Genomic DNA, 25,541 nt, shown 5'->3' on the forward strand with positions numbered 1-25,541 from the left:
TTATCTTTTTATAGTTGCAGTTCTGTCAGGACTGGTAGATACGTAAGTGATACTTACACCTACTTTATCTTCAATGTATTTTACGTAGTCCTTAAGCTCTTGAGGTAATTTGTCAAAATCCGTGATACCTTCTAAAGAACAATCCCAACCTTTTACCGTTTCATAAACCGGAGTTACCGTTTCGTCACAAAGGTCAAACGGCATTTGCTCGGTTACTGTTCCATCTGCTAATTTATAACCCACGCATACTTCCAGTTCCTTGAATATATTTAATACGTCAGCTTTCATCATAACCAGTTGCGTAACACCGTTAAGCATTACGGTATATTTAAGAGCAGGAATATCCAACCAGCCACATCTTCTAGGACGACCTGTGGTAGCACCAAACTCATTACCTTCTTTACGCATTAATTCACCTGTAGCATCTTCTAGTTCGGTAGGGAAAGGCCCACTTCCTACTCTTGTACAGTATGCTTTGAAAATACCATATACTTCGCCAATTTTCCCAGGAGCTACACCCAATCCAGCACAAACGCCCGAAGCAGTGGTAGAAGAACTGGTTACAAATGGATACGAACCAAAGTCAACATCTAGAAGAGAGCCTTGAGCTCCTTCTGCCAGTACTTTTTCACCTTCTTCTAGGTGTTTATTTACTGTGTATTCTGTTTCTGTGATTTTGAAAGTTTGTAAAAACTCGCAAGCTTCAAAGAATGTTTTTTCAGCTTCTTCTAAGCCTTCCACCTCAAACTCCAAGAAGCTTAATTGTTGTTTATGCTTATCAACAAGCTTATTATATTTAGCCTTAAAAGAAGGAGATAAAATATCGCCTACTCTAAGACCATGACGACCTACTTTGTCGGTATATGTAGGGCCAATTCCTTTTAAAGTTGAGCCTATTTTATTTTGACCCTTTGCTTTTTCCTGAGCTGCATCTAATAACCTGTGCGTGGGAATAATGATAGAAGCTTTGGTAGAGATGATCAGATTTTGAGTCAAATCCATCGCAAATTTCTCTGTAAGACTACTGATTTCTTTTTTGAAAATAACAGGGTCTAATACTACACCATTTCCAATGATGTTGTTACAGTCTTTTCTAAAAACTCCAGAAGGGATTTGATGTAAAACGTGCTTTATTCCATCAAACTCTAATGTGTGACCTGCATTAGGCCCACCTTGAAATCTGGCAACTACTTTATAGTTAGGAGCCAATACGTCTACTATTTTTCCTTTTCCTTCGTCACCCCACTGTAACCCCAATAATATATCTACCATACTAAAAATCTAAGACACTAAAATTTATTTTGATTTCTTTTTAAACTGTTTTGTTTTCGCAATTTTCCTTTTTGCAGTTGCCATAGAATATTAAGGAATGATGCATCACGTCAAACTTTAAAGCACTACCTACCATTGTTTGAATATTCTGGATTCTCGGGTCACAGAACTCTTCTACTTTATGGCAGTCTAAGCAAATAAGGTGGTCGTGTTGTCTTGAACCAAAAGCTTTTTCGTACTGAGCCAAGTTTTTACCAAACTGGTGTTTGGTAACTAAGTCACATTCTACTAAAAGGTCAAGGGTGTTGTAAACGGTGGCTCTGCTAACCTGATACTTCTTGTTTTTCATGGAGATGTATAAGTCATCTACATCAAAATGGTCGGTACGGCTATAGATTTCTTCCAATATAGCAAAGCGTTCCGGAGTTCGGCGAAGCTGCTTGTTCTCCAAAAAGGCAAGAAAGATTTGTTTTGCAGAATCAAAATTTGAATTATTTGGATTCATTTTTTTACGTTATGTTCACTCAAGAAAATTACCCACAAATTTACCTATTTAAATGGGCAAACCATGTCCTTTTTGTCAAAAATTAGCGGTAAGTCCTACTCCGCCAGATTTACTAATGCCCAAATTGAGTTTAAAAGAGGTTTCTTTCTTTTTATGATTTTTTATAAGATTTTGATTATACCAATTAGCAGCATTGGCTTTAGTTTCATTTGCAGACTCCACTAAACAGAGACCAGTAACGAAAAGTGCAAGGCCACCAAGAAGTTTTGGGAGACTCCTTACCACATAGGGGTATTCAACTCCGTCTTCTACATAAACCATCGGGACACCCTTTATCGCATCATAGCCCAAGTAAATTCCAGTAGCCGAGACTATTGGACCGGCAGGTAGTATGATATTGGCTATTTTGTTTTTTTTATACCATTTGCTGCTCCCTAAAAGCAGTAAACTGAATTTGTCTTTTTTTAGCTTGATGCCGTTTCTGTAAACATCCGTTTGCATGAAATTTCTTACTGCACTCAGTGTGTCTAGATATATTGCTTTTTCTTCTTGACCGAAACCAGTGATTGAAATCAAGATGAAAGAAGCAAGCAAAAGTACTTTGGGCATGAGCCTATCAGTTTTTTTTGTCAAAAGTACATTAAAATTTAATTTTCAGAATTTCGGACTCGACTTACTTTGTCCATGTCTCTAATTTTAGAGAGTTTTCTAACTAATTTTTCCATGTGCTTTGTGTCAAAAACAAAAACTTTAATTTCTCCTTGAAAAACGCCATCTTCGGTATTTACGTTTAGTCCTCTCATATTAATATGAAGTTCTTCAGATATTACTTTCGAAATATCCTGAATCATACCTACTCGGTCAATTCCTTTTAATTGGATAGTAGCTAAATATGCTTTTTCAACCTGTGAAGACCATTGAGCTTTTATAACCCTATTGCCATATGAAGAAAGTAATTGTTGTGAATTCGGGCAGTTTGTTCTGTGAACTTTTATACCTTCATTCACAGTCAAAAAACCAAATACGTCATCCCCGGGTATTGGATTACAGCACTGCGATAAAGTGTAGTCTAGTTTTTGTAAATCATCACCAATCAATAGGGAATCATTCCCTTTTGACTTTTTGATAGCCCTTTCAAAACTCTTTGCACTAGTAAAAGCATCATCTTCAATGTTGTTTTTGAGTCTGATGTTTGCCTGAGCTTCTCTTTCGGCTTTAAACCTTCTTAGTTTATCCGGTAGGATATATCCTTTACCAAAAGAGTAATACAGATCGTTGTAGTCTTTTTTGTTGAAATAAGCTCTTAACTGATTCATGGTTTCTAGGGTGTTTTCTAGCCCCATGATTTTAAGTTTTTTAACTATTATTTCTTTACCATCAGTAATGTAAGTTTTGTTCTCTTCTTTTAGAGCTTCTTTTATTCGGCCTTTGGCTTTTGATGTAACCACAAATCGTAACCAATCTTCAGAAGGTTTTTGATTTTTAGTGGTCAATATTTCTACTTGATCTCCATTTCTTAATACATGGGAAATAGGAAATAGGTGCCCATTTACTTTACCCGCGGTACATTTACTTCCAATTTCAGTATGGATTTCATAGGCAAAATCAAGTACAGTAGCTCCTTTTCTTAAAACTTTAAGATCACCCTTAGGAGAGAATGCGAAAACTTCTTCATTATATAAGTTTCCTCGAAAATCTTCCACGAACTCCATAGCAGAGTTATCCTTAGATTCTAAGGTTTCTCTTACTTGGTTAATCCATAGGTCTAATGGTTTGTTAAGGTTAGTATTTGCTCCTTTGTACTTCCAGTGAGCGGCGTAGCCTCTTTCTGCCACATCGTCCATTCTCTCTGTACGTATTTGTACTTCTACCCAGGCTCCAGTATGACTCATTACAGTAGTGTGTAAAGATTCGTACCCATTTGAGCGTGGTGTCGAAATCCAATCTTTTAATCGGTCTGGGTTTGGTCTGTATTCGTCAGTTACAATACTGTAAGCTTGCCAGCAGGCTGCCTTTTCTTTATCTAGTTTTTCAACAGGCATGCCTTTAAGTATAATCCTAATGGCAAAAAGGTCATAAATATTTTCGAAAGATGTTCCTTGCTTTTTTATTTTATTGGCAATGGAAAAAATATGTTTTGGTCTTCCTTTAATAAAGAAGTCAATGTTGGAGTCTTTTAGCCTCGTGGATATAGGCTCCATGAAAGTTTCAATGAACTCCTCCCTTTTTTTCTTTGAAGATTTTAGTTTCTGAGCTATCGTCTTATAGATTTCAGGCTCATTATACTTTAGGTATAAGTCTTCTAATTCAGATTTTATTTGATAAAGGCCTAAACGGTGTGCCAATGGGGCATATATGTAAATAGTTTCGTGAGCTATTTTAAGCTGAGAGTTTCTGGCCATACTCTTTAGCGTTCGCATATTGTGTAGCCTGTCGGCTAGCTTTATCAATATAACTCGCACATCTTCAGAGAGTGTTAAAAGCATTTTTCTGAAGTTCTCCGCTTGGGCAGATTGACTTTGCTCAAAATTCTCGGCGATTTTAGTAAGCCCATCTATAATTCGTCTGACCTTCGGTCCAAAGTCTTTTTCGATGTCGTCCAGCGTGAGTTCCGTATCCTCTACTACATCATGCAAGAGAGCACAAATAATGGATGTAGGTCCTAAACCAATTTCTTGAATACATATGAGAGCAACCTCTAAAGGATGATAAATGTAAGGTTCTCCAGATTTACGACGCATTTCCTTATGAGCCTCCATAGAGATGTTAAAGGCCTTTCTGATTTGTACCTTGTCGTCTCCCTGTAAGTAAGGTTGTGCCTCCTTAAGAATAGCCCTGTAGCGTATCTTAATCTCCTTTTTCTCTGCTTCGGAATAGTATTCCTTTTCGTTAACCTTTGCCACGTTGAAAGCTTTTTCTTAAAACATAATAATATGATAATCAAAAATAGACATCTCTTGTTTATATAACCAGTAGATTACTCCAGAAATAAATTTTGTATTTTTTTTATTGAGAGAGTTTGCGAATTTGAAAATCTATTTTACCTTTGCAGCCCGATTGAAACACAAAGATTTCAAAAAGGATGCGGGCGTGGCGGAACTGGTAGACGTGCTAGACTTAGGATCTAGTGCCGCAAGGCGTGGGGGTTCGAAACCCTCCGCCCGTACATTCAACCCTCTAACCTTTCCGGCTAGAGGGTTTTTTTATTTATTATTATTCCAAAAAATTAGCTCCTTAAATGGAAACAACATTTGACAAATCTTCTTCTACGGATGCTCGCTTGAAAATTGTTATTGCTGAAGGCGATTACAAACCAGATGTAGACAAAAAACTAAAAGAGTACGCTAAAACGGCGAATGTAAAAGGTTTTAGACCTGGTCATGTTCCTATTGGTTATGTTAAGAAGCTTTATGGTAAAAGTGTCTTAGTGGATACGGTTATCAATAAAGTGAGCGAAGGTGTTAATACTTACATCAAAGACAACAAACTTAAGGTAGTGGGTGATCCTATTCCTGATAATGAGTCTTACACTATCGATTGGGATAATGATGTAGATTATACTTTTGAATATGAAGTTGGTTTAGCTTCTGACTTTGAAGTTGATCTAGCAAAGTTACCTGCCATTGAAAGTTATGAAATAGAGCCAGCTAAAGAGCAGGTTGACCAAGCAGTGGTAGATATCCAGAAAAGAAATGGGGTTGATTCAGAACCTGAGGAGTCTGAAATAGGTGATTTATTATTTGGAACGCTTCGTCAAGAATCTTCTGAATTTGAAGCTCAGTCAGGAATACCTACAGATAAATTGAAAAAAGATACTCAAAAATTATTCTTAGGTCTTGAGAAAGGTTCTAAGTTGACTTTTGATATTCAAAGTCTTTTTGAAACAGACAAGGATTTAGGTTTTGCCACAGGAAAATCGGATGAAGAAGCAGCTGCTTTAAAAGGTACTTTTGAATATGAGGTTACTAAAATCTCTAGAGTTTCTCCAGCAGAAATTAACCAAGAGCTTTTTGATAAAGCTTTAGGAGAGGGGAAAGCTACTACGGAAGAGGAATTTAGAGCAGGTTTAACCGAAATTATCAAAGAAAACTATAATAGAGAGTCAGCTTATTTATTAGATTTTGATATTGAGAAGACGCTTAACGAAAGTATCAAAATTGATTTACCAGACGCATTTTTAAAGAAATGGTTGTTCCAAGCAAACGACGGTAAGTTTACTGAAGAGCAAATTGAAAACGACTACGATGCATTTGCAAGAGGTTTGAGATTAGATTTAATCAAAGCTGATATAGCGGAGAAAAATGAAATCAAGATTGAATATGCAGATGTTTTGGAAGAAGTAAAGTCTGAAATCAGAAACTATTTCGGAAACCAAGGATATGGTGGAATGGATGAGTTTGTAGAGCAGATGGCGAAGAAGCAGTTAGACGAAAACAAAGATGGAGCTTTCAGAAACTATTATAACAAAGCTTTTGGTAAGGCTGTGGTAGCTTTTGCCAGAGAAAAAGTAACTATCAATAGCAAAACTGTTAAAGTAGAAGAGTTTAATGATATTGCTAAAGCGAAATATGACGCTGTAGCATAAGTCGTTTAAAATAGTATTGAGAGAAAAGTCGAAGCGAGAGCTTCGGCTTTTTTTGATTTACGAACCCACTACATAACTTTTTTGTTTATTTGTGACAGTAGAAGAAAGATTAAAAAAAAGATAATATGCATTTCGGAGAAGAATTTAGAAAATATGCAGTCCATCATAGAGGGCTAAGTGGTAATACTGTTGATGATTACCTAAAACATAGTGTGAACAATATGACCGCCAATATCATTGAGGAGCGTCCTATGCGTTTTGCTGCCATAGATGTTTTTTCAAGATTGATAATGGACAGGATAATTTTTTTAGGAACGGCTATTGATGACCAAATCGCGAATATTGTGGTGGCTCAATTGCTTTTCTTAGAATCAGTTGATTCTCAAAAAGATATTTTGATGTATATCAACAGTCCTGGAGGCTCGGTGTATGCAGGTCTTGGAATGTATGATACTATGCAGTATGTAAGACCAGAAGTAGCTACTATCTGCACTTCATTGGCAGCTTCGATGGGAGCAGTGCTTTTGGCAGGCGGAGCCGCCGGGAAACGCTCTGCATTACCTCATGCTAGGGTAATGATTCACCAACCTAGCGGTGGAGCTCAAGGGCAGTCTAGCGACATGGAAATATCTGTAAAGCAAATAATAGAATTGAGAAAAGAGCTTTATGATATTTTAGCACATCATACTGGTAAAACTTTCAAGCAAATTGAGAAAGATTCTGATAGAGATTATTGGATGAAAGCTGAAGTAGCTAAAGAATACGGCTTGATTGATGAAATCTTAACACGTTAATAATTTAACGTAATTTTAAAGGCTGGGAATAATTCTATTTAGAATGTTTCTAGCCTTATTAATTTGACTGCGGGGAAAACTGTATCTTTGCAAAAAAACGAATATTTTAAATGGCATATAAAGAGGCCTTTTGCTCTTTTTGCGGACGCAAAAAAAATGAAGTAGACTTGCTCTTGTCAGGAACGGAGGGGCATATCTGCAACCACTGCATAGTTCAGGGGAACGATTTAGTTCAGCAAGAACTTTTTGGAGTTAATACTTTTGAGGGAGAGAAGAAAAAGAAGAAGAAAAAGTCTGAGTTGCCAAAGTTTGATTTAAGACCTCCGAAGGAGCTTAAAAAATACTTGGACGATTATGTTATAGGACAAGACGAAGCTAAAAAAGTACTTAGTGTGGCGGTGTATAACCACTACAAAAGATTGATGCAGCCTAAGGCCAAAGATGATGTGACCATAGAAAAGTCAAACATTATTATGGTAGGAGAGACTGGTACAGGAAAAACTTTCTTGGCCAGAACTATTTCAAAAATGCTTCAAGTTCCTTTTGCAATTGCTGATGCCACTGTTCTTACCGAGGCGGGTTATGTAGGAGAGGATGTTGAAAGTATTTTAAGTAGGTTACTTCAGGCAGCGGATTATAACATTGAACTAGCCGAAAGAGGTATAGTTTATATTGACGAATTAGATAAAATTGCTAGAAAGTCTGACAATCCATCAATTACTAGAGATGTGAGCGGAGAAGGCGTTCAGCAAGGTTTATTAAAACTATTGGAAGGTTCTATAGTAAGTGTACCACCTCAGGGAGGAAGAAAGCACCCAGAACAAAAAATGGAGCAAATTAACACGGAGAATATTCTATTTATCTGTGGAGGTGCTTTTGACGGTATAGATAGACATATTTCTAAGAGAATTAATAAGCAACCTATCGGTTTTTCTACCGATAAAAAGTTGGATTCTGTTTGGGAGAAAGAAAATATGCTTCGTTTTGTAACGCAGCAAGATTTAAAGTCTTTTGGACTTATTCCTGAATTGATAGGGCGTTTGCCTCTATTGACTTATTTAAATCCATTAGATAAAGATACACTTAAAAAGATTCTTTTAGAGCCTAAAAATTCCTTAGTAAAGCAGTATAAGAAGCTTTTTGCTATGGAAGATATTAATATTGTTTTTGAAGATGAGGCTTTAGACTTTATAGTTGACCAAGCAGTTATTTTTAAATTAGGAGCTCGTGGTTTACGTTCTATATGTGAAGCAATCTTGACAGACGCCATGTTTGAATTGCCTTCAGAGAAGGATGTCAAAGAATTTGTTTTAACATTAGATTATGCAAAGAAAAAATTTGAAGGCTCTTCTTATTATGAAATGAAATTAGTGGCCTAGTATATCATTAATTTAAAATGAAGCGTTGGGTAGAGTAACATTTATCTGACGCTTTTTTTATGTGCTTTCCTAAAATTCTTTATTTGTTTGCCTTTCTGCTTTTTATGTGTGGCTGTCGCTCAAATTATGCTGTTCTATATGATTCTTTCCCAACGTATGAGAAAAAGGTAAAACCCAAAAGACTTAATATTTCTTTTAAAGACGAGGTTAAAGCAAGCTCGTTTAAAATGGAGGTAGAAAAACCAAGCTTTGAGAACAAAATAAAAGCTTTGCCTAAATATTTTCCTCCTGTTAAGGTCAAAGATTCGCACGTGCTAATTCCTGAAATTAAAGACCTTTCTTCTTCTGAAATGGAGGTAATAAAGCAAGACCCAATACAAAGAGCAAAAGAAAAGAGAAAAAGAAGAAGACGAAAGTTTTGGCGTCAAACAGGTAGTAATCTATTCATTGGAACCTTTTTTTTGGGTGTGGCTATTGTTTTGACATTGGTTCATTTACAGAGTTTAGCAGCTTTATTTGGTTTGGCATCAATTTTATTTCTATTTTTTGGGCTTAAAAAGCTTTTCAAAAAGAGAAGACAAAGAATTAGAAATCCTTTTCAGAAGAAAAAATGAAAGTAGTATTACTGCATGGTTTTGGTGAAAATCCAGACATATGGGAAAGTTTTGTAAAAAAACTTCCTGACACTTATGAGTTTATCTCTTTAGACTATTCAAAAATCGCTTTCTGTCAAACTATTGACCAGTATGCTCAATGGGTGCATACAGAAATAGAGGAGCGTAAGATTACCAGATTTGTGCTGATTGGTCATTCTATGGGTGGTTATATTGCTTTGGCCTATGCTGAAAAACATAAAGAGTATTTGGCTGGACTAGGCCTTTTTCACTCTACAGCTTATGCCGACTCTGAAGATAAAAAGAAGAATAGAGATAAAACCATGGCCTTTATTAACAGACGTGGTACGGCTGCTTTTATAGAAGGTTTTTTGCCTAATATGTATAATGAAGATTTCGTTAGGAAGAACGGTGTTTTTATCCGTCAACAATTAGACGACAATAAAAAACTACCTAAAGAGGCACTTGTTCAGGCTACAGAGGCTATGAAAAATAGACCAGACAGAACGGAGGTGTTGAAAAAACTAAAGGTTCCCGTCATGTTTATTGTAGGTAAAAAAGATTTGTTCATTCCTTTTGAAGATGCCATAACACAAGTAGGGATGTTACAAAATCCATATGTACTTATTTTGGCTCATGTAGCTCATGCAGGTATGAAAGAAAGCCCTGATAGCTGTGCTGGTATTACTTCAGATTTTTTGGAAGTGTGCTTTGATTAGGACCTAGGATGAAACTGCTCTATGGTTTGTCTCAAATAGGCTTTGTCTAGATGTGTGTAAATTTCTGTAGTGGTTATGGATGCATGACCAAGCATATCTTGAACCGCTCTTAAGTCTGCTCCACCCTCTATTAAGTGTGTAGCAAAACTATGACGGAAGGTATGCGGTGAAACTTTTTTCTTAATGCCTGCTTTTTCGGCTAAGTCCTTAAGAATGATAAAAACCATGACTCGTGAGAGTTTTTGTCCTCTCCTGTTAAGGAAAAAGAAATCTTCATGACCATCTTTTATGATTAGTTGATTTCTGGTGGTTTCTAGATATATGTTAGCATATTTAATGGCTTCTAAGCCAATAGGGACTAATCTGGTTTTATTTCCTTTTCCAGTTATTGTTACAAAGCCATCATCAAAATGACAGTTGCTAATTTGAAGTTCTATAAGTTCTGAAACACGCAAGCCGCAGCTATAAAGGACTTCAATCATTGCTCTATTTCGAGTGCCTTCATCTTTAGAGTGGTCAATACATCGGATTAATTTCTCAATTTCATGAAAGTGAAGAACCTCAGGGATTTTTCGAGTAGTCTTTGGGCTTTCAATTAATTCTGTAGGATCTGTTATAAGGTGGTCTTCAAGTAATAAAAATTTGTAAAACGCTTTCCATCCGCTTAGAATTCGGCTTTGGCTATTGGGAGAAAGACCAACTTCGTTAAGCTCTGTTATGATTCCTGAGATTTCAGTATCTGTGATAGCTAATGGCGAATTTGATTTAGCGTAATTTTGAAGTTTTAAAACATCACGTTCATAAGCCAGAACGCTGTTTTCAGACAGCGATCTTTCAAGTTTTAGATAGTCTTTGAACTCTCTAAGATAAAATTTCCAAGAATTTAAATCTTTTTCTATCACTGTGCGTTAATATGTCACGACCTAAACTTAGATATTTTTTTTTGTTTAGGTGTTTTTATCTTTAAAATCTATATTTACTATCCTATTAGAGACCTATGAGGAAAAGCTACTTTAAGATTTTACTTCTTGTTTGCCTAAGCAGCTTTACGGCGTTTGGTCAAAGGAAAACTGAAGCCACTGAGGAATCGGCTTTGGATGACTCCAAGTTTTTGGGATATGGTGTTACCACTAATACTCATTCGGGCTTATTAGGGGGTTTGGTTTTTAGAAGTTCTACACCAGTTTCTCAAAGAGGTAACTTACCTGTGCACAGATACATAGCTTTAGAGTTAGTAAATGTTAAGCACCCAAAGGAGTATCAAAACCCTACCGCCATAGGAAGCAAGTTTATTTATGGAAAGACTAATTACTTCTTTGTTATTAGGCCTGAGTATGGGCGTGAGTGGTATTTATTTAAAAAGAATGGTGACAATAGTATAGGTTTAAGTGGGGTTTTAGCTGCAGGACCTTCTTTAGGCATTGAAAAGCCATATTATATAAAGTATGGGAGAGCAAATAGAGAACAGGATATTGTCACAGTTTATGATCCTGATATTCATACAGATCTTAGTCAAATAACTGGAGCCGCTAGTATATGGCAGGGTTTTTTAAATAATGCTAAGTTAAACCCAGGGCTTCATGTTAAAGCGGCCTTAAATTTTGACATGAGTACTTTTGGTGATAACGTGACAGGTTTTGAATTGGGTACTACGTTAGAGTTTTTTGGAAGAAGACCTGAAATTATTTCTTCAAAACTTTCTACAAATCCCCGAGCCTTTGCATCTGCTTACCTAACTTTGTACTTGGGTAGTAAGAAATCGAAAAAGAAATAAATCTCGGAATGACAGAAGCTCCAGAGCAATCAAAAAGAGCCAAAAGGCCAGATTGGTTACGTGTTAAATTACCAATTGGTGAAAATTATAAAAAAGTAAGAGAGGTAGTAGACAAGAATAAACTACATACTATCTGTCAGTCGGGTAACTGTCCAAATATGGGCGAGTGCTGGGGTGAGGGAACTGCTACTTTTATGATTTTAGGTAATGTGTGTACTAGAAGCTGTACTTTTTGTGCAGTAGCTACAGGAAGACCTCCAGAGTATGATACTGCAGAGCCAGAAAGAGTAGCGGATGCTATTAAAACAATGGGTGTGAAGCATGCCGTTATTACCTCTGTAAATAGAGACGAACTAAAGGATAAAGGAGCACAAGTGTGGTATGATACAGTTATCAAAACCAAAGAACTATCTCCAAAGACTACTATTGAAACACTTATTCCGGATACAAAAAGTAATTGGGAGGCTCTATATAAAATGATTTCAGGTGGTCAAGAGGTGGTTTCTCATAACATGGAAACTGTGGAGCGTCTTTATAGACCTGTTAGGCCTCAGGCAAAGTATGCTAGAAGTTTAGAGCAAATAAGGAGAACCAAGGAGTACGGAAAGCGTACTAAAACTGGTATCATGCTGGGTTTGGGAGAAAAGAAAGAGGAAGTATTGACTGCAATGGAGCATTTGGTAGAACATGGCTGTGATATTTTAACTCTTGGTCAATATCTTCAACCTACAAAAATGCATCATGAGGTAGTTGAATTTATTCATCCCGATATGTTTGCTCTGTATAAGGAAGAAGGCCTGAAGTTAGGTTTGAAATACGTAGAATCTGGGCCATTGGTTCGTTCTAGTTACCATTCTGAAAGGCATGTTAATGTGTAAGAAGTGGAAAAGACTTGATATTTAGAATGCAGCCCTGAGGGCTGCATTTTTTTTATGTTGGCTGCTTTATAAAATTAACTGAATTGAGAATATAGTATATTATAAATTATCTAGTAAAAGGAGTGTGGGTAGATAAAATAACTACCTTGCTTCTTAGATTAAGAAAATATGACTTCTATTTCTCCTTTTCGTAAATAATATGCATTTTTGCGTTGTCAGTCGGTTTGGTGTTGAAAAATGAAGTCTGAAGCCTAGTTTTTTGGCATGAATACTGAATTGATATTGGTAGTTTTCCAAATTAAATTTAAATTAAATGCCTTATTTATTCACCTCTGAATCCGTTTCAGAAGGACACCCAGATAAAGTAGCAGACCAAATTTCGGATGCTTTAATAGATCATTTCTTAGCTTTTGATGCAAACTCAAAGGTTGCTTGTGAAACTCTTGTAACTACAGGTCAAGTTGTTTTGGCAGGGGAAGTTAATACTAACACTTACTTAGACGTTCAGTCTATTGCAAGGCAGGTTATTAATAAAATAGGCTATACTAAAGCAGAATATATGTTTGAAGGTAACTCTTGTGGAGTTATTTCAGCTATTCATGAGCAGTCTTCTGATATTAATCAAGGGGTTGATAGAAAAACGTCTGATAATTTTGAAGATAAAGCAAATGCTCAAGGTGCAGGTGACCAGGGTATGATGTTTGGTTATGCCACGAGCGAAACGGATAATTATATGCCATTGGCATTAGATTTGTCTCACAAAATTCTTCAGGAATTAGCTGATGTTAGAAGAGAGAATGATACTATTAAATACTTAAGACCTGATGCTAAATCGCAGGTTACTATTGAGTATTCTGATGATAATCAGCCCGTTAGAATTGATACGATTGTTGTTTCAACACAGCATGACGATTTTGATGAAGATGAGGCTATGCTTAGCAAAATCAAGAGTGATATTATTAATATGGTAATTCCTCGAGTTAAGGCTAAATTAAAGCCAAGCTTACAGGCGTTATTTAATGATGATATTCTTTATCATATTAACCCTACAGGGAAATTTGTAATTGGTGGCCCTCATGGAGACACTGGTTTAACTGGTAGAAAAATCATAGTAGATACTTACGGAGGAAAAGGTGCTCATGGTGGAGGAGCTTTCTCTGGAAAGGATCCTTCTAAGGTAGATAGATCGGCTGCTTATGCCACTCGTCATATTGCTAAAAATTTAGTAGCAGCGGGTGTTGCGAGCGAGGTTTTAGTTCAGGTTTCTTATGCTATTGGCGTAGCTAAGCCATGTGGTGTTTTCTTAGACACATATGGTACGGCTAATGTTAAAGATGCCAACGGTAAAGTATTAAACGATGGTCAAATAGCTAGAGAAGTTGAAAAAATATTTGACTTAAGACCTTATGCTATAGAACAACGTTTAAAACTTAGGAATCCAATTTACTCTGAAACTGCGGCCTATGGTCACATGGGTCGTGAGCCTAAGACCTTGACAAAGGTTTTTGAAAATGCAGGTCAACGCGTAGAGAAAGAAGTAGAATTATTTACTTGGGAAAAACTTGATTACGTAGATCAGGTTAAAGCAGCCTTTGGTTTATAAGTTTGACGCTATATTGTCATTTGAAAAACTCATGGTCATAGACCATGAGTTTTTTGTTTAGGTTATGTATAAATCCAATCATTGTTTACAATTTTGTTTAATGCAATCTTCTACTAGATTTTATATTCTTGGGATATTATTTGCCGCAGTTTGGTCATCTGCTTCTGTGGCGGCTAAAATAGGTTTAAAAGCGGTACAGCCATTGGTACTTTATCAAGGTCGGTTTACTTTGGCGGCTGTCTGTATGTTGGTTTTGATATACCTAATTCAAGGGAAACGACTACCTAAAGGAAAGGAGTGGGGTCAGTTAGCTCTTTTTGGTTTTTTCAATGTGACTTTAGCCTTAGGTTTTTTTGTTTATGGAATTAGAGAAGTAGCTGCGGGTATTGGAGCTCTTCAAGTAGGTCTAAATCCTTTAGTGATAACTGTTTTAGCGGCAATAGTCGCTCGCAAAAAAATTCCGGTAAAAGGAGTGGTTGCACTCTTTTTGGGTATTTTAGGAGTGGCTATATGTGTTTATCCTTTGCTTTTAGAAAGCTATGCTACGCCAAAGGGATTGATGTTTTTAGGATTGGGTACTTTATCCTATTCCAGTGCCGCTGTTTTTTACAGTAAGATAGATTGGAAAATGGACAAACTGACGATTAACGGATGGCAGTCTTTCTTTGGAGCTTTATTTCTTTTTCCAGCTACCTTTTTAGCTTATGATGGCAGTAGTGTCTATAATGAGTATTTCTTTTATCCTGTAATATGGTTAGGAATTCCTCTTTCGGTAGCTGGTGTTTATTTATGGCTTTGGCTATTGTCAAAAGATACTGTAAGAGCCTCTTTCTTTCTTTTCTTGTGCCCACCTTTTGGTTTGTTTTATGCCTATTTTATCTTAGATGAGCCTTTTACTTTATATACTTTGATTGGTCTTATAGTTGTTATGGTGGCAATATACCTAGGTAAAGTAAAAGCGAAGTGATTTTATTTAATTACTGAAACAAAAAAAGGAGGCTAAGAGCCTCCTTAATCTTTTTCACTTTCAAGAAATTACTTTCTCTTTCTGTGCACTTTAATGATATCAGCATCGGCTAATATTCTTCCACAATGCTCACAGATAATGATTTTAAGTTTTTCCATAATATCCGCCTGTCTCTGAGGAGGTACTACGTTAAAACAGCCACCACAAGCTCCTCTATCTACCGACACTACAGCAAGGCCGTTTTTAGCACTACCTCTTATTTTAATGTAAGCATTAAGAAGTCTAGCTTCTACTTTTTTAGCTTGTTTAGCACTTTGCTTTAATAATTTTTCTTCTTCTTCTTGGCTCTCAATAACTAGTTTATCAAGTTCCTTTTTCTTTTGCTCCAAAACTTCTTTTTTAGAAGTAAGTGTCGCTGTAGTTTCGTCAATCTCTTGTTGTTTAGACTTAAGTTTGAATTCGCCTTCTCTTACTCTTTTTTCAGAAAGTTGAATTTCTAATTCTTGAAGTTCTAGTTCTTTAGAAATAGCGTCAAATTCACGGTTATTTCTAACGTTCATCTGCTGATCCTTGTATTTGACAATCAGTTTTTCAGAATCACCTTTATTTAGTCTATGACGGCTTATTTCTTCGTTAATTCCATCTAGTTCAGACTGAAACCTACCAACTCTTTTCTCTACACCTATAACCTCATCTTCTAAGTCTTTAACCTCTTCTGGAAGGTCTCCACGAAGTTTTCTTAAAACGTCTAGTTTCGAATCAATTTCCTGAAGCTTTAAAAGCGAATCTAATTTATCTGCAATCGTTAATTCCATAAACTTTGATAAAGTTTTTATATCAAGGTGTGTTAAACCTTAAGGTACTTAATAAAAATAATTTATCGGGTTGGTTTTCACCTCCGATAAATAGGTCGCAAAATTAGTGAATTTTTTCAATATTTCATCCCTAATTAATTCTTTTGTAAACTGTTCACTTTCATAGTGTCCAATGTCGGCAATTACAATTTTCTTATCGGCGTCAAAGTATTCATGATATTTATAATCTGAAGTGATAAAGATATCAGCATTTGAGGCTAGGGCATTGTTTAACAAAAAGCCACCAGAACCACCACATAGAGCCACTGTTTGGATGTGTTTGTTGGCCATATCTGTATGCTTGATTACAGATAGAGCCATGTTTGTTTTAAGATAACTCATAAATTCTTTTGCTGGCATCGGAGCTTCTAAATGTCCTATGGCTCCAGAGCCAACAAGCTGATGTTCATTTGCTAATTCGTGAAGAAAGTAGGAAACTTCTTCATAGACGTGACCAGCTTTCATGGCCTGAAGAACATTAGTTTGTAATTGTTTTGGAAAAATAACTTCTATACGGCTTTCATCTAACTCCGTATATTTTCCTCTTTTTCCAATTTCAGGATTAGCTATTTCGTTGGGTTTGAAGGTGCCTTTGCCTACTGCCCTGAAACTACATTTAGAATAATTTCCAATCTCTCCAGCTCCAGCAGCATAAAGTGCATCAAGGAGTTGACCAGTATTTTCTTTGGGTACAAAAACAGTCAGTTTCATTAATAGCTCTTTTTTAGGAGCTAAAATTTTTACGTTTTTAAGTTGTAATTTTTCTGCCATTTTAAAGCTAACTCCACCTGTGATATTGTCTAGGTTAGTGTGGCAGGCGTAAATAGCAATGTCGTTTTTGATCGCCTTGATAATAGTACGCTCAATATAATTTTTGCCAGTAAGCTTTTTTAAGCCCTTAAATATGATGGGGTGGTGGGCAATGATAAGGTTGCAATTTTTCTCAATCGCCTCGTCAATTACATCTTCGGTAGAGTCTAAGCAAACTAAAACATTTGTAATCTCTTCGTTTTTATCGCCCACTATTAAACCAGAGTTATCATAGGACTCTTGATAGTTTAAAGGAGCAATTTCTTCCAAATAATTGACAAGTTCTTTTATCTGCATGCTTACATTTTTTGTGTAAAAATAAGAATAATGTCTCTTCTTGGCTTAATCCTATTAGGCGTCAATTCTATGAAATTGGGGTTTCTGTCTTTCATTTGATTCTTTAAGACCTTTTAGTTTGTATTTTATAGTAAATAAATGGTAATTTTCTGAGCCTATAATTGTAGGGGAGCTTGAATGAGCTTATAAAATGCAACCGATTGAAATAATTAAACATATGAAAGTTATAGGTCTATCTATTCTTTTCTGTCTCTTTTCTATTATGAGTAATGCACAGTTAGCGGAGGTGAAATCTGGAGTTTATACTTGGTCAGAGTTACCGGTCAAAAAGGGAACTCAAAGAGAGGGTCGAAAAATCATGGAGGGTAGCTCTCCACACTTTTCTTTTTTAGAGGTTCATGCCACTACACAAGAAAAAGGAGCCAAGCCAGCCGCACCACATACGCAAAAGGATATAGAGGAAGTAATCATTGTAAAAGAGGGCCTGATGAAAATGACTATGGACGGTGAAAGTCAAATTTTGCCGGCGGGAAGCGTTATTTTAATTCCACCAATGGTAGAGCAGTCGCTCCAAAATGTAGGAGATGGACCTTTGACCTATTATGTGATGATGTTTAAATCAAAGGCTAAAACAGATATTGAAAGAGGCAAAAATGCCGGTGGTGCTATGTTTATCAATTATGATAACTTAGAGTTTCAACCGAGTAAAAAAGGAGGTAAAATAATTTATCTCAAAAGGCCTACTGCCATGTGTGAGGAGTTTGAAATGCATGTGACACAACTTGATCAAAAAGGACCTAGCCATTCTCCTCATTCTCATGTTGATTCCGAAATGATATTGGTCATTGAAGGAGAAACACAAATGAGTATTGCAGGACAGACGTATACTGGAAAGGCTGGCGATTTGTACTTTATGAAATCTAATGAATTTCATGGAATTAGTAATGTGGGAGAAAATCCTTGTCGATATTTTGCTTTCCGATGGTATTAATAAAAATAGTATTAACCTTTAACCCAATTAATTTTAGTTTTTAGAAATGAACAACCCTATGAGAAAAATGAAAAGTGCAGGAGCTTTAGGATTAGGCCTTGCGGCAGTTTTATTCAGTATGTCTTCTTGTGCATCGAGTTCAGAAGATTCGACGGCAACCGAAAAAGAACGAATTGAATTAGTAAGACAGGATGGAGACGAGAAAGTAGATGTAATGATAGACGGTAATTTGTTTACTTCTTACATCTATCCTAATACAATTAAAAAACCAGTTTTGTATCCTATAATTACACCAAAAGGAACTAAAATAACACGTAAGTTTCCTTTAGAACCATCTGTTGGAGAGCGAGTTGACCATCCACATCATGTAGGTTTATGGTTTAACTATGGGGATGTTAATGGTTTAGATTTTTGGAATAATTCTGATTCTATTGATGTCTCAAAAAGAGAGCATTACGGGACTATTGTTCACAAAGAAATCAAATCAACTAGCAACGGAAACGATAAAGCTGAACTAGCAGTAGTGATGGATTGGGAGGCTCCAGATGGTACAGTTTTATTAAAAGAGAATACCACTTTTGTATTTAGTGGAGCGGGAGACCAATACGCAATTGATAGAATTACAACATTAACTGCAGAAAACCAAGATGTTAGTTTTAAAGATAATAAAGAAGGTATGATAGGGGTTCGTTTGACTCGTGCTATGGAGCACCCTTCTGATAAGCCAGGTGTATTTACAGATGCTAATGGCATAAGCACAGGTGTGGCGGTTCTGGATAACGAAGGAGTAAACGGAAATTACCTTAACGCTGAAGGCGTAGAAGGCGAAGATTGCTGGGGTTTGCGTTCTAACTGGATGAACTTAAGCTCTACCATTGGTGATGAGCAAGTTTCTTTAGCAATTTTAGATCACCAGAAAAATGTAGGTTTTCCAACGTACTGGCATGCTAGAGGTTACGGCTTGTTTGCTGCTAACCCTTTAGGTCAGGAAGTTTTTAGTGATGGTAAAGAAAGTTTAAACTTTAAGCTAGCAAAAGGCGAAAGCGTTACTTTCAAATACAGAGTAATAGTAGCGAGCAATGCCTTAAACAAAGAAACTTTGGATAAAGAGTTTACAGCGTTTTCTGCTCAATAATTTAAAAATATATTCAACCGAGAAACAATAAAAGAATGAATAACAGAAGAGATTTTATAAAAAAGGCAACGCTTGCAACTACAGGTGTGGTTTTAGGAACATCGTCGGCTATGTCGGCCAAATCGTATGCTAATATTTTAGGAGCCAATGATAGAGTGATTTTAGGCTCTATTGGTGTAGGCGGAAGAGGTAAAGGTTTGCTAGATAGTTTTTCTAGTATGTATAATGATGGCGTTACAGTAAAAACAATTTGTGATGTAGAGTCTAAGTACTTAGCTGAAAGACAAGCAATAGCTGCTAAAAATCAGAAAGGTTTAAAGCCAGGTACCGAAACGGATATGCGTAAAGTGTTTGACGATAAAGAAATTGATGCAGTGGTGGTGGCTACGCCAAATCACTGGCATGCATTATCTGCAATTTGGGCTTGCCAAGCAGGTAAAAATGTTTACGTAGAAAAACCGAGTTCTCATAATGTTTGGGAAGGTAGAAAAATGGTGGAAGCTGCCAGAAAGTATGATAGAATAGTTCAGGTAGGTTTTCAAAACAGGTCAATATCAAATGTCATGCAAGCCATGGCTTTCTTGCATGATGGCGGTATTGGTGAAGTGTTTATGGCCAGAGGAACCTGTTTTAAACCTCGTAATTCTTTCGGAATAACTAAGGATAGCAATCCTCCAGCATCACTTAACTATGACATGTGGTTAGGGCCAGCATCTTACAGACCCTATAATGAGAAAAAAGGGCATTATAACTGGCATTGGCACTGGGATACAGGAAATGGTGATACTGGTAATCAAGGCCCACACCAATTTGACGTGGCTCGTTGGGGATTAAATAAGAAAGTGCACCCAGTAAAAGTGCAGTCTATGGGAGGAATATTTGGTATTAAACCAGATGAATGCTCGCAAGAAACACCAAATACACAGACTTCAGTTTTTGAATATGAAGATGGTAAAATTTTGGAGTTTGAAACAAGAGGGAGATTTACAAATGCCGAGTCTGATGCTGGTATAAAAATCGGTAATATGTTTTATGGAACGGAAGGTTGGATGGAAGTAAATGGCAGCACATGGAGAGCTTATAGAAACGATGAAAAGGAAGCATTTGCAGGTTCTGGAATGGCTGCTGGTGCGGCCATAGGAGGAGATAGCTCTTTCAGAACTGCTCCAGATAGTAATGGCCATTTTGGTAATTTTATTGATTCCTTAAAAGCTGGAAACAATTCAGGTTTGAACTGTGAGGTGGAAGTAGGTCATATGTCTACTGTGTTGCCTTTAATCGCTAATGCCGCCTACAGAGTAGGAGAGACGCTTAGGTTTAATGGTGAGTTTGAAGAGTTTATTGACAATGAAGAAGCAGATATGATGCTAACGCGTAAATACAGATACCCTTATATTGTACCTCAAAACGTATAATATTCAGGTAATATTTCTAAAGAGGCTGCTTTATCATCAAGATGAGGCAGCCTCTTTTTTGTTTGACAAATCTATAGAGTCTTAAATCAGTATTTGAGTGTGATGTCTTATTTCTGATAATCTAAAAACCTATTTGCCCATGGAATAAAATATTTCATATTTGGCCAGTCTGTATGACCGCCATCATGCTGTCGCCAAGCCAAATGTCCATTTAAGACACTTGTATTATAAGGGGGCATTTTTTCTTTTAAGTAGTCGTTAGAGACTCCTAAATCAGTAGCTCCTAAAAGCTTCCAAACTGTGCCTGCTGCTATGGTAGCCATATAACTACCCTCTTGGTCTAGCCATTTAGAATCACCCTTTTCTGGAATGCCATAACTTATAAAAGTAGGCCGTGGAGCACAAAGGGCTATTAACTCATGTGAGTCTACTGTTAAATCGCAGCCCGTTATTCTTCCAAAGCTTGATTCTTCAGTACCATATTTTAAATAGTTCCCTGCCATCCAATGGCTTTCGCCAGCACCTGTCAAGTTTTCAACGGCTTCGCCAAATACTCTTCTATGCAGTGCTGTTCCTCCTTTACCAGAAGAGCCAATCAAAGCGGTGGCAAATCTTTCTTCAAAAGCCATGGTTACTAAAGCAGCCTTTCCATAGCGAGAAACACCTTCAATGCCAACCTTTTTAGCATTAATAGTGGGTTCGGTTTCTAAATAATCTAAAGCTCTGGCGGCTCCCCATGCCCATGCTCGCAGTGCTCCCCAGTCTTCTGGACTTCTGGGTTGTCCTTTATTAACTAGCCCAATAATGCCTTGTGTAAGGCCAGCACCATTGTCAGCTTGAATACTGGCAGGTTCTATGGTGGCATAACCCCAGCCAGCTGCTAATAGTTGTTCTGTACTAGGCAAGTCGCCCTCTGGCAACGGTGCAAAGAAGTTTGACGGAGGGAGCCTAGTTACTGGTTCATAAGCTGGGTATTTGTCAAAGATTGCCTTGAGCTCAGGATTATGCTTTATCATCATTTCCTTAAAACTGGTATTTAAGGTGCTCATATCTTCTTTATTTGGTTGAGCAGGAGAAGGAAAAGAAGGGCGACCAAACATCATGAGTACAGGTACTGGGCCTTCTACATTGGTAGGCACCACCAGCATCATATTTATATTTACATCCACTAAAGGGTAATGACTATTATCTACATGCCCTATTAGTTTTTTAGCAACTACGGGAGTTCTTCTGACCCATTCGTTGTCTTCTATTTCTACGGTCCATGTCACAGAAGGTATGTTTTTAGGAACTTGTCCGTAAAGTTCGTCCTCTATTCCTTTTACTAACTCGGGTCTTCTTACATTCCACCAAATTTCGGCTGTGCTTACTTTTTTGCCAGTATTGGTAGTAAGAATGTCTGGGAGATTAGGACAAGGGTTCGCTATACTTTCATCATAGTTAGCATGATTAGGGTCAGACTCATTTCCACTTGGTCCTGGTCTTAAAGCTGTAATACCAAGTTGCTTCATCATATTGGCATTAGCTTCTTGATTGGTAAATATCACAACAGGTGCGTAGTTAGCCTGAGCTTTGGCCATGAGGCATGCTAATAGCAGTGCCAATGTTTTTAGATAATTTGTCATTTATATTTTCAATTGGTTGAATACGATGTTAAACCTATCAATAATTATAAAGCTCCAGTCGCTGAATTAAATAAACTTCTTTGAAAATTCTTAAATGCCTGCCTTGATGAGTTTGGTCACCATTAAGATGTCTCAATGCTTTCCATGTTCCATTTTCAAATACCCCTTCATCAACTTTTAAAATTCCAACACGGCTATTCGGGTCTTTCAAGTTTTTAAAAGTAGCATATACACCACTGCCTGCTATGTAAAATTCGTGGTCTGCAGTTTGAACTATTACAGCACCAGACATTTCCCAGTTTGGTTCTTTTGCGGCAGGTTCCCAACCTAGTTTGTAGCTATGCTTAAAAGTAAATTCGTAATCGCCTAGGGTAATAATATTTTCGGAATTGTCTTCATCTAGCAATACACCTTCAATTCTCCCTTTACCGTGATTTGCAGTGATGATTGGGGTCAATTGGTCTAGAATTCCATACATTTTCCCAAGGCCTTCTTTTTCTGGCTGGTCTTTAGATTCAATAGAAAAAGGAGAAAAACCAATGGCCTCATAATGGCCAATAGCCAACGCTGCTTTTCCCGCTACAGTTTCATCAAAACGGTGTTCGGGAACAAAAAGTGGATTGCCTTGTCTTGTATATAGATCATTCCAGTGGCGAAAATCAGGGTTGTAAAAGTCAGGTGAAAAGAAATCTATGGAAGGGCCTGCTGCTCTCCAAATATCAATTATATGTGGCAGAGGTCCAGCACTTGGGTACTCTCCCGGTTTTTTTTCTGGTCGATTTAGTGCAGCGTTTACAAACATCGGCAAAGGATATATAGCTTTTCCTGCGTCAATGATTTCGTTTGTGTATTTTGAGAAATACCAAGCCATAAAAATTTCATCGGTATGAGGGCCTTGACCAAAAACTTCTTCCCAAGTACCTCCGGTCAAATAGCCATTTCTTCCCCAGACTTTATTAAACTCAGGCACTAAACTACTTTTGTTCTTAATTAAATATGTGATTAATTCATCAGGAACAGGAGCCTTAAAATTTTCATTTGCCAGTTTGTGGTAGTCTCTTGCCGAAGGAAGCATCCCAATCTCATTTTCGGGTTGCACCATAATAATGGTTTGTTTCTGATTTATTTCCTTAATGTGGGATATTAGGGCTTGAAAAGCTTTTAAGTCGGCTTTAAGGTTATTGTCACTAAAAGGGCTTAGAATTTCTTGATTGACACCTTGTTCATCTTGGGCTCTTGGAAAACGCTTTACATCAGTTTTTACCCAAGAAGGTACATGGCTCGACATGCTGTTTTTCCAAGACGCAAACCAAAGAAGGACTAATTTTAAGTCTTCTTGTTCTGCTCTTAAAACCAATTCATCAAAAAGCTTAAAGTCAAATTTACCTTCTTCTGGTTCTATCAATTCCCAGTAAACTGGCACCAGAATGGTGTTCACATTCATGGTTTTTAGTTTGGGCCATACGGGCTCCATATTTTCTAAACTTGTAAAAGTAGAGTTGCCTAGCTCTCCACCAAGAATAATAAAAGGCTTGTCTTCTACTATTAGCTGTGTTACGTTGCCGGTTTTTACTAAGTGTGGAATTGTTCCATTTTCGCTATTCTCCTTTGGAGAAGAACATGAAATTGACAGGAGAAAAAAGGAAAGAAGGGCAATGTATTTCATAAGAATTTAGTTTTGATATTCTATAACATACTTAGCCGCATCTATAAAAGTGGTAGTCCAGATATCTTCCTGATTTTTTTCAAGATACTCTAATAGTTGCTCATGAGCTTCTAAAGAAACATTTAAACCATGCCCGCCACCTACACCATGAAAGAGAATGGTTATTAAAGCATTGTTTTTCTCAGCGTTTTTTACCCAAGCTATAAGTTCAGAACCACTGTGGCCATTTACCACAAAACAATTCACGTTTTGAAGATTGGTTTGTTCTATAAGATTTAGTTCTGCTTTTACGCCTCTAGAAGCGATGAAATCATTTTTGATGGCCTCAATAAAAGAACCCTCAGAAGTCTCTGTGTCTCCACAAGTATAAGCAAATGTTCTTTCCTTTTGACCGTCAATGGCCTCTAAGAAAGCATTTGTCATTTTAATCTCGTTCAAGATTCTTTCTGTGCTGTACTTACTTAAATCTTTTTCGTCGCTTACCCAATCTCTTCCAGGTTTGGATGCATCGCAGGGATGGTATAGCGTATGATTGCCGAGTTCGTGTCCTTGCTGAGCTGCTGTTCTCCAGTCAGTAATTCGTTCTTTACTAGCTTCTGAAAAAGCGGTTAAATAAAAAGAACCTTTGAGCCCATGTTTGTTAAGGGCAGGGATAGCATTGTCTAAATGAACATGCAAAGCATCGTCATAAGTGAGTACCACGGCAGCTTTTTTGCCATGCCATAACTGTTTAGAATCCGTAGTTTTAGATCCGGCTTCTTGTAATAAGTTGTTGTCAATTAATTTTGGAAGACTTGTTTGTGCGGTAGCACAAATATTTATTAAAAAGAAAAAATTTAAGGCGTAGGTTAGCTTCATTTCTAAGGAGGGTTGTAATGTTAACAAATATAATAAATGTCATCTTGACACTTAGGTTTGTTTGCAAGAATTCCTAATGAAGTCGCTATTCTTAGATAATGTTTCTTTTTAGTAAAGTATGGCTAATTATTTTGGGGTTTTGCTATTCGCTGTAGTAGGTCTCATTAAGGTTTTTGCCCTGTGTGCCTCTAAACCTTTTTCTGAAAGACTCTCTTTCAGTGATAGAAACAAAATCATCCTTGTAAGCTAAAGTATCTTCTATTATTGGGTCAATCATGAGTGGCTCTAGTTTTGACAAGCTATCAAAAACAAATGGAATTAAAGCTACAGATGGATCCACTTTTTTCTCAATAAACTTCTTTAACATTTTTGTTTGAAATGGGTCGGTAGCTAATGCTACAGATTGGAAGCCTAAAAGTTTCGCTTTTTTGTATCCGTAGTAAATGTTTTCTGTGCTATGTTCTGCCTTAGTTTCTGTCAAAATTGCATCTTCTGGTATTCCTAATTCTTTGGCATATAAAGCCATTATTTCAGCTTCGTAATATGGGGTATAAACAGCACCTCCAGAAAACATAACGTTTTTTGCTATGCCTAAATCATAAAGGTATTTTCCCCAGTAAACCCGCCAACGAAGTACTTTTTCCCACTTTTCACCATTATGCGGTATGCCAGGCACCACCACTACATCGTAAGTCTTGTTTTTGCTTTGATTGAAAAGTTCTTGACTTTTTTTCTGAGAAACTGTGCAGCTAAGCATGAGAACACTTGCTATTGCCAATGCGAATTTTGTCATAGTTTTA

Annotated in this window: 23 protein-coding genes and 1 tRNA gene; 13 read left to right on the top strand and 11 right to left on the bottom strand. The window is 36.9% G+C overall.

All coding sequences use genetic code 11. The annotated features are described in order from the left end of the window. The 4 genes from AADJ06_RS19795 to AADJ06_RS19810 form a co-directional block, all read right to left on the bottom strand. Nucleotides 1–1,272 (bottom strand): adenylosuccinate synthase, encoded by a 1,272-nt coding sequence (locus AADJ06_RS19795; protein WP_341228230.1) that lies wholly within the window; start codon nt 1,270–1,272, stop codon nt 1–3. A 40-nt stretch (nt 1,273–1,312) separates the two neighbouring features. Further along, on the bottom strand, nt 1,313–1,777 hold the full coding sequence (locus AADJ06_RS19800; protein ID WP_341228231.1) for a transcriptional repressor: 465 nt from the start codon (nt 1,775–1,777) through the stop codon (nt 1,313–1,315). 75 nt (nt 1,778–1,852) lie between these two features. After that, nucleotides 1,853–2,386: a hypothetical protein gene (locus AADJ06_RS19805; RefSeq protein ID WP_341228232.1), complete on the bottom strand. Its 534-nt coding sequence runs from the start codon at nt 2,384–2,386 to the stop codon at nt 1,853–1,855. 38 nt (nt 2,387–2,424) lie between these two features. After that, a complete protein-coding gene (locus AADJ06_RS19810; protein WP_341228233.1) occupies nt 2,425–4,680 on the bottom strand; it encodes a RelA/SpoT family protein in 2,256 nt (751 codons plus the stop codon). Between the two features lie 181 nt (nt 4,681–4,861). Here AADJ06_RS19810 and AADJ06_RS19815 point away from each other — a divergent pair. The 6 genes from AADJ06_RS19815 (at nt 4,862) to AADJ06_RS19840 (ending at nt 9,868) form a co-directional block, all read left to right on the top strand. Continuing rightward, nucleotides 4,862–4,943: transfer RNA gene (locus AADJ06_RS19815), tRNA-Leu, on the top strand. A 72-nt stretch (nt 4,944–5,015) separates the two neighbouring features. After that, nucleotides 5,016–6,362 carry a trigger factor gene (locus AADJ06_RS19820; RefSeq protein ID WP_341228234.1) on the top strand — a complete coding sequence of 449 codons (1,347 nt, stop codon included), beginning with the start codon at nt 5,016–5,018 and terminating at the stop codon, nt 6,360–6,362. A gap of 125 nt (nt 6,363–6,487) precedes the next feature. Next, on the top strand, nt 6,488–7,156 hold the full coding sequence (locus AADJ06_RS19825) for an ATP-dependent Clp protease proteolytic subunit (RefSeq protein ID WP_341228235.1): 669 nt from the start codon (nt 6,488–6,490) through the stop codon (nt 7,154–7,156). A 110-nt stretch (nt 7,157–7,266) separates the two neighbouring features. After that, a complete protein-coding gene (gene clpX, locus AADJ06_RS19830) occupies nt 7,267–8,535 on the top strand; it encodes an ATP-dependent Clp protease ATP-binding subunit ClpX (protein WP_341228236.1) in 1,269 nt (422 codons plus the stop codon). Nucleotides 8,536–8,618: 83 nt separating this feature from the next. Further along, nucleotides 8,619–9,149: a hypothetical protein gene (locus AADJ06_RS19835; protein ID WP_341228237.1), complete on the top strand. Its 531-nt coding sequence runs from the start codon at nt 8,619–8,621 to the stop codon at nt 9,147–9,149. Beyond that, nucleotides 9,146–9,868 (top strand): alpha/beta hydrolase, encoded by a 723-nt coding sequence (locus AADJ06_RS19840; RefSeq protein ID WP_341228238.1) that lies wholly within the window; start codon nt 9,146–9,148, stop codon nt 9,866–9,868. The genes AADJ06_RS19835 and AADJ06_RS19840 overlap by 4 nt, the downstream gene beginning before the upstream one ends. Here AADJ06_RS19840 and xerD read toward each other — a convergent pair. Beyond that, a complete protein-coding gene (gene xerD / locus AADJ06_RS19845; RefSeq protein WP_341228239.1) occupies nt 9,865–10,770 on the bottom strand; it encodes a site-specific tyrosine recombinase XerD in 906 nt (301 codons plus the stop codon). The two genes, AADJ06_RS19840 and xerD, sit on opposite strands and share 4 nt — an antisense overlap. Nucleotides 10,771–10,865: 95 nt before the next feature. On the opposite strand from xerD, the gene AADJ06_RS19850 reads away from it, so the two are divergent. From AADJ06_RS19850 to AADJ06_RS19865, 4 genes are all read left to right on the top strand, one after another. Next, the gene (locus AADJ06_RS19850) at nt 10,866–11,642 is read left to right on the top strand and encodes a hypothetical protein (protein ID WP_341228240.1); all 777 of its coding nucleotides are present in this window, start codon (nt 10,866–10,868) and stop codon (nt 11,640–11,642) included. 8 nt (nt 11,643–11,650) lie between these two features. Then, on the top strand, nt 11,651–12,520 hold the full coding sequence (lipA, locus tag AADJ06_RS19855) for a lipoyl synthase (RefSeq protein WP_341228241.1): 870 nt from the start codon (nt 11,651–11,653) through the stop codon (nt 12,518–12,520). 313 nt (nt 12,521–12,833) lie between these two features. Next, the gene (gene metK, locus AADJ06_RS19860) at nt 12,834–14,123 is read left to right on the top strand and encodes a methionine adenosyltransferase (protein ID WP_341228242.1); all 1,290 of its coding nucleotides are present in this window, start codon (nt 12,834–12,836) and stop codon (nt 14,121–14,123) included. A 100-nt stretch (nt 14,124–14,223) separates the two neighbouring features. Then, nucleotides 14,224–15,090, top strand: coding sequence for a DMT family transporter (locus AADJ06_RS19865; protein ID WP_341228243.1), 867 nt, complete (start codon nt 14,224–14,226; stop codon nt 15,088–15,090). 68 nt (nt 15,091–15,158) lie between these two features. Here AADJ06_RS19865 and AADJ06_RS19870 read toward each other — a convergent pair whose 3' ends face one another. Both AADJ06_RS19870 and AADJ06_RS19875 read right to left on the bottom strand, forming a co-directional pair. Beyond that, nucleotides 15,159–15,905, bottom strand: coding sequence for a C4-type zinc ribbon domain-containing protein (locus AADJ06_RS19870; RefSeq protein WP_341228244.1), 747 nt, complete (start codon nt 15,903–15,905; stop codon nt 15,159–15,161). Nucleotides 15,906–15,953: 48 nt separating this feature from the next. Next, the gene (locus tag AADJ06_RS19875) at nt 15,954–17,051 is read right to left on the bottom strand and encodes a Nif3-like dinuclear metal center hexameric protein (RefSeq protein ID WP_341228245.1); all 1,098 of its coding nucleotides are present in this window, start codon (nt 17,049–17,051) and stop codon (nt 15,954–15,956) included. Between the two features lie 217 nt (nt 17,052–17,268). Between AADJ06_RS19875 and AADJ06_RS19880 the strand changes: the two genes are divergently transcribed. From AADJ06_RS19880 to AADJ06_RS19890, 3 genes are read left to right on the top strand one after another with little or no spacing between them, the layout of a single operon-like run. Then, complete coding sequence (locus AADJ06_RS19880; protein WP_341228246.1) at nt 17,269–18,042, top strand: cupin domain-containing protein; 774 nt, start codon at nt 17,269–17,271, stop codon at nt 18,040–18,042. Nucleotides 18,043–18,100: 58 nt separating this feature from the next. Next, a complete protein-coding gene (locus AADJ06_RS19885; RefSeq protein ID WP_341228247.1) occupies nt 18,101–19,177 on the top strand; it encodes a PmoA family protein in 1,077 nt (358 codons plus the stop codon). Nucleotides 19,178–19,212: 35 nt separating this feature from the next. Then, nucleotides 19,213–20,592: a Gfo/Idh/MocA family oxidoreductase gene (locus AADJ06_RS19890; RefSeq protein ID WP_341228248.1), complete on the top strand. Its 1,380-nt coding sequence runs from the start codon at nt 19,213–19,215 to the stop codon at nt 20,590–20,592. A 107-nt stretch (nt 20,593–20,699) separates the two neighbouring features. Here the strand turns inward: AADJ06_RS19890 and AADJ06_RS19895 are convergent, their stop codons facing one another. From AADJ06_RS19895 to AADJ06_RS19910, 4 genes are all read right to left on the bottom strand, one after another. Next, nucleotides 20,700–22,217, bottom strand: a complete 1,518-nt coding sequence (locus AADJ06_RS19895) for an acetylxylan esterase (RefSeq protein WP_341228249.1) — start codon at nt 22,215–22,217, stop codon at nt 20,700–20,702. Between the two features lie 37 nt (nt 22,218–22,254). After that, nucleotides 22,255–23,883 carry a DUF5597 domain-containing protein gene (locus AADJ06_RS19900; protein ID WP_341228250.1) on the bottom strand — a complete coding sequence of 543 codons (1,629 nt, stop codon included), beginning with the start codon at nt 23,881–23,883 and terminating at the stop codon, nt 22,255–22,257. 6 nt (nt 23,884–23,889) lie between these two features. Continuing rightward, nucleotides 23,890–24,741 (bottom strand): polysaccharide deacetylase family protein, encoded by an 852-nt coding sequence (locus tag AADJ06_RS19905; RefSeq protein WP_341228251.1) that lies wholly within the window; start codon nt 24,739–24,741, stop codon nt 23,890–23,892. A 142-nt stretch (nt 24,742–24,883) separates the two neighbouring features. Further along, on the bottom strand, nt 24,884–25,534 hold the full coding sequence (locus tag AADJ06_RS19910) for a YdcF family protein (RefSeq protein WP_341228252.1): 651 nt from the start codon (nt 25,532–25,534) through the stop codon (nt 24,884–24,886). Nucleotides 25,535–25,541 lie beyond the last annotated feature (7 nt).

Source organism: uncultured Arcticibacterium sp. (assembly GCF_964021845.1).
Lineage (GTDB): Bacteria > Bacteroidota > Bacteroidia > Cytophagales > Spirosomataceae > Arcticibacterium.

Coding starts and splice junctions, on each gene's coding strand:
- AADJ06_RS19885 (WP_341228247.1), top strand. CDS start 18,101: ATGAGAAAAATGAAAAGTGCAGGAGCTTTAGGATTAGGCCTTGCGGCA.
- AADJ06_RS19895 (WP_341228249.1), bottom strand. CDS start 22,217: ATGACAAATTATCTAAAAACATTGGCACTGCTATTAGCATGCCTCATG.
- clpX (WP_341228236.1), top strand. CDS start 7,267: ATGGCATATAAAGAGGCCTTTTGCTCTTTTTGCGGACGCAAAAAAAAT.
- AADJ06_RS19805 (WP_341228232.1), bottom strand. CDS start 2,386: ATGCCCAAAGTACTTTTGCTTGCTTCTTTCATCTTGATTTCAATCACT.
- AADJ06_RS19850 (WP_341228240.1), top strand. CDS start 10,866: ATGAGGAAAAGCTACTTTAAGATTTTACTTCTTGTTTGCCTAAGCAGC.
- AADJ06_RS19900 (WP_341228250.1), bottom strand. CDS start 23,883: ATGAAATACATTGCCCTTCTTTCCTTTTTTCTCCTGTCAATTTCATGT.
- metK (WP_341228242.1), top strand. CDS start 12,834: ATGCCTTATTTATTCACCTCTGAATCCGTTTCAGAAGGACACCCAGAT.
- AADJ06_RS19890 (WP_341228248.1), top strand. CDS start 19,213: ATGAATAACAGAAGAGATTTTATAAAAAAGGCAACGCTTGCAACTACA.
- lipA (WP_341228241.1), top strand. CDS start 11,651: ATGACAGAAGCTCCAGAGCAATCAAAAAGAGCCAAAAGGCCAGATTGG.
- AADJ06_RS19800 (WP_341228231.1), bottom strand. CDS start 1,777: ATGAATCCAAATAATTCAAATTTTGATTCTGCAAAACAAATCTTTCTT.
- AADJ06_RS19875 (WP_341228245.1), bottom strand. CDS start 17,051: ATGCAGATAAAAGAACTTGTCAATTATTTGGAAGAAATTGCTCCTTTA.
- AADJ06_RS19865 (WP_341228243.1), top strand. CDS start 14,224: ATGCAATCTTCTACTAGATTTTATATTCTTGGGATATTATTTGCCGCA.
- AADJ06_RS19820 (WP_341228234.1), top strand. CDS start 5,016: ATGGAAACAACATTTGACAAATCTTCTTCTACGGATGCTCGCTTGAAA.
- AADJ06_RS19880 (WP_341228246.1), top strand. CDS start 17,269: ATGAAAGTTATAGGTCTATCTATTCTTTTCTGTCTCTTTTCTATTATG.
- AADJ06_RS19795 (WP_341228230.1), bottom strand. CDS start 1,272: ATGGTAGATATATTATTGGGGTTACAGTGGGGTGACGAAGGAAAAGGA.
- AADJ06_RS19825 (WP_341228235.1), top strand. CDS start 6,488: ATGCATTTCGGAGAAGAATTTAGAAAATATGCAGTCCATCATAGAGGG.
- AADJ06_RS19840 (WP_341228238.1), top strand. CDS start 9,146: ATGAAAGTAGTATTACTGCATGGTTTTGGTGAAAATCCAGACATATGG.
- AADJ06_RS19910 (WP_341228252.1), bottom strand. CDS start 25,534: ATGACAAAATTCGCATTGGCAATAGCAAGTGTTCTCATGCTTAGCTGC.
- AADJ06_RS19870 (WP_341228244.1), bottom strand. CDS start 15,905: ATGGAATTAACGATTGCAGATAAATTAGATTCGCTTTTAAAGCTTCAG.
- AADJ06_RS19905 (WP_341228251.1), bottom strand. CDS start 24,741: ATGAAGCTAACCTACGCCTTAAATTTTTTCTTTTTAATAAATATTTGT.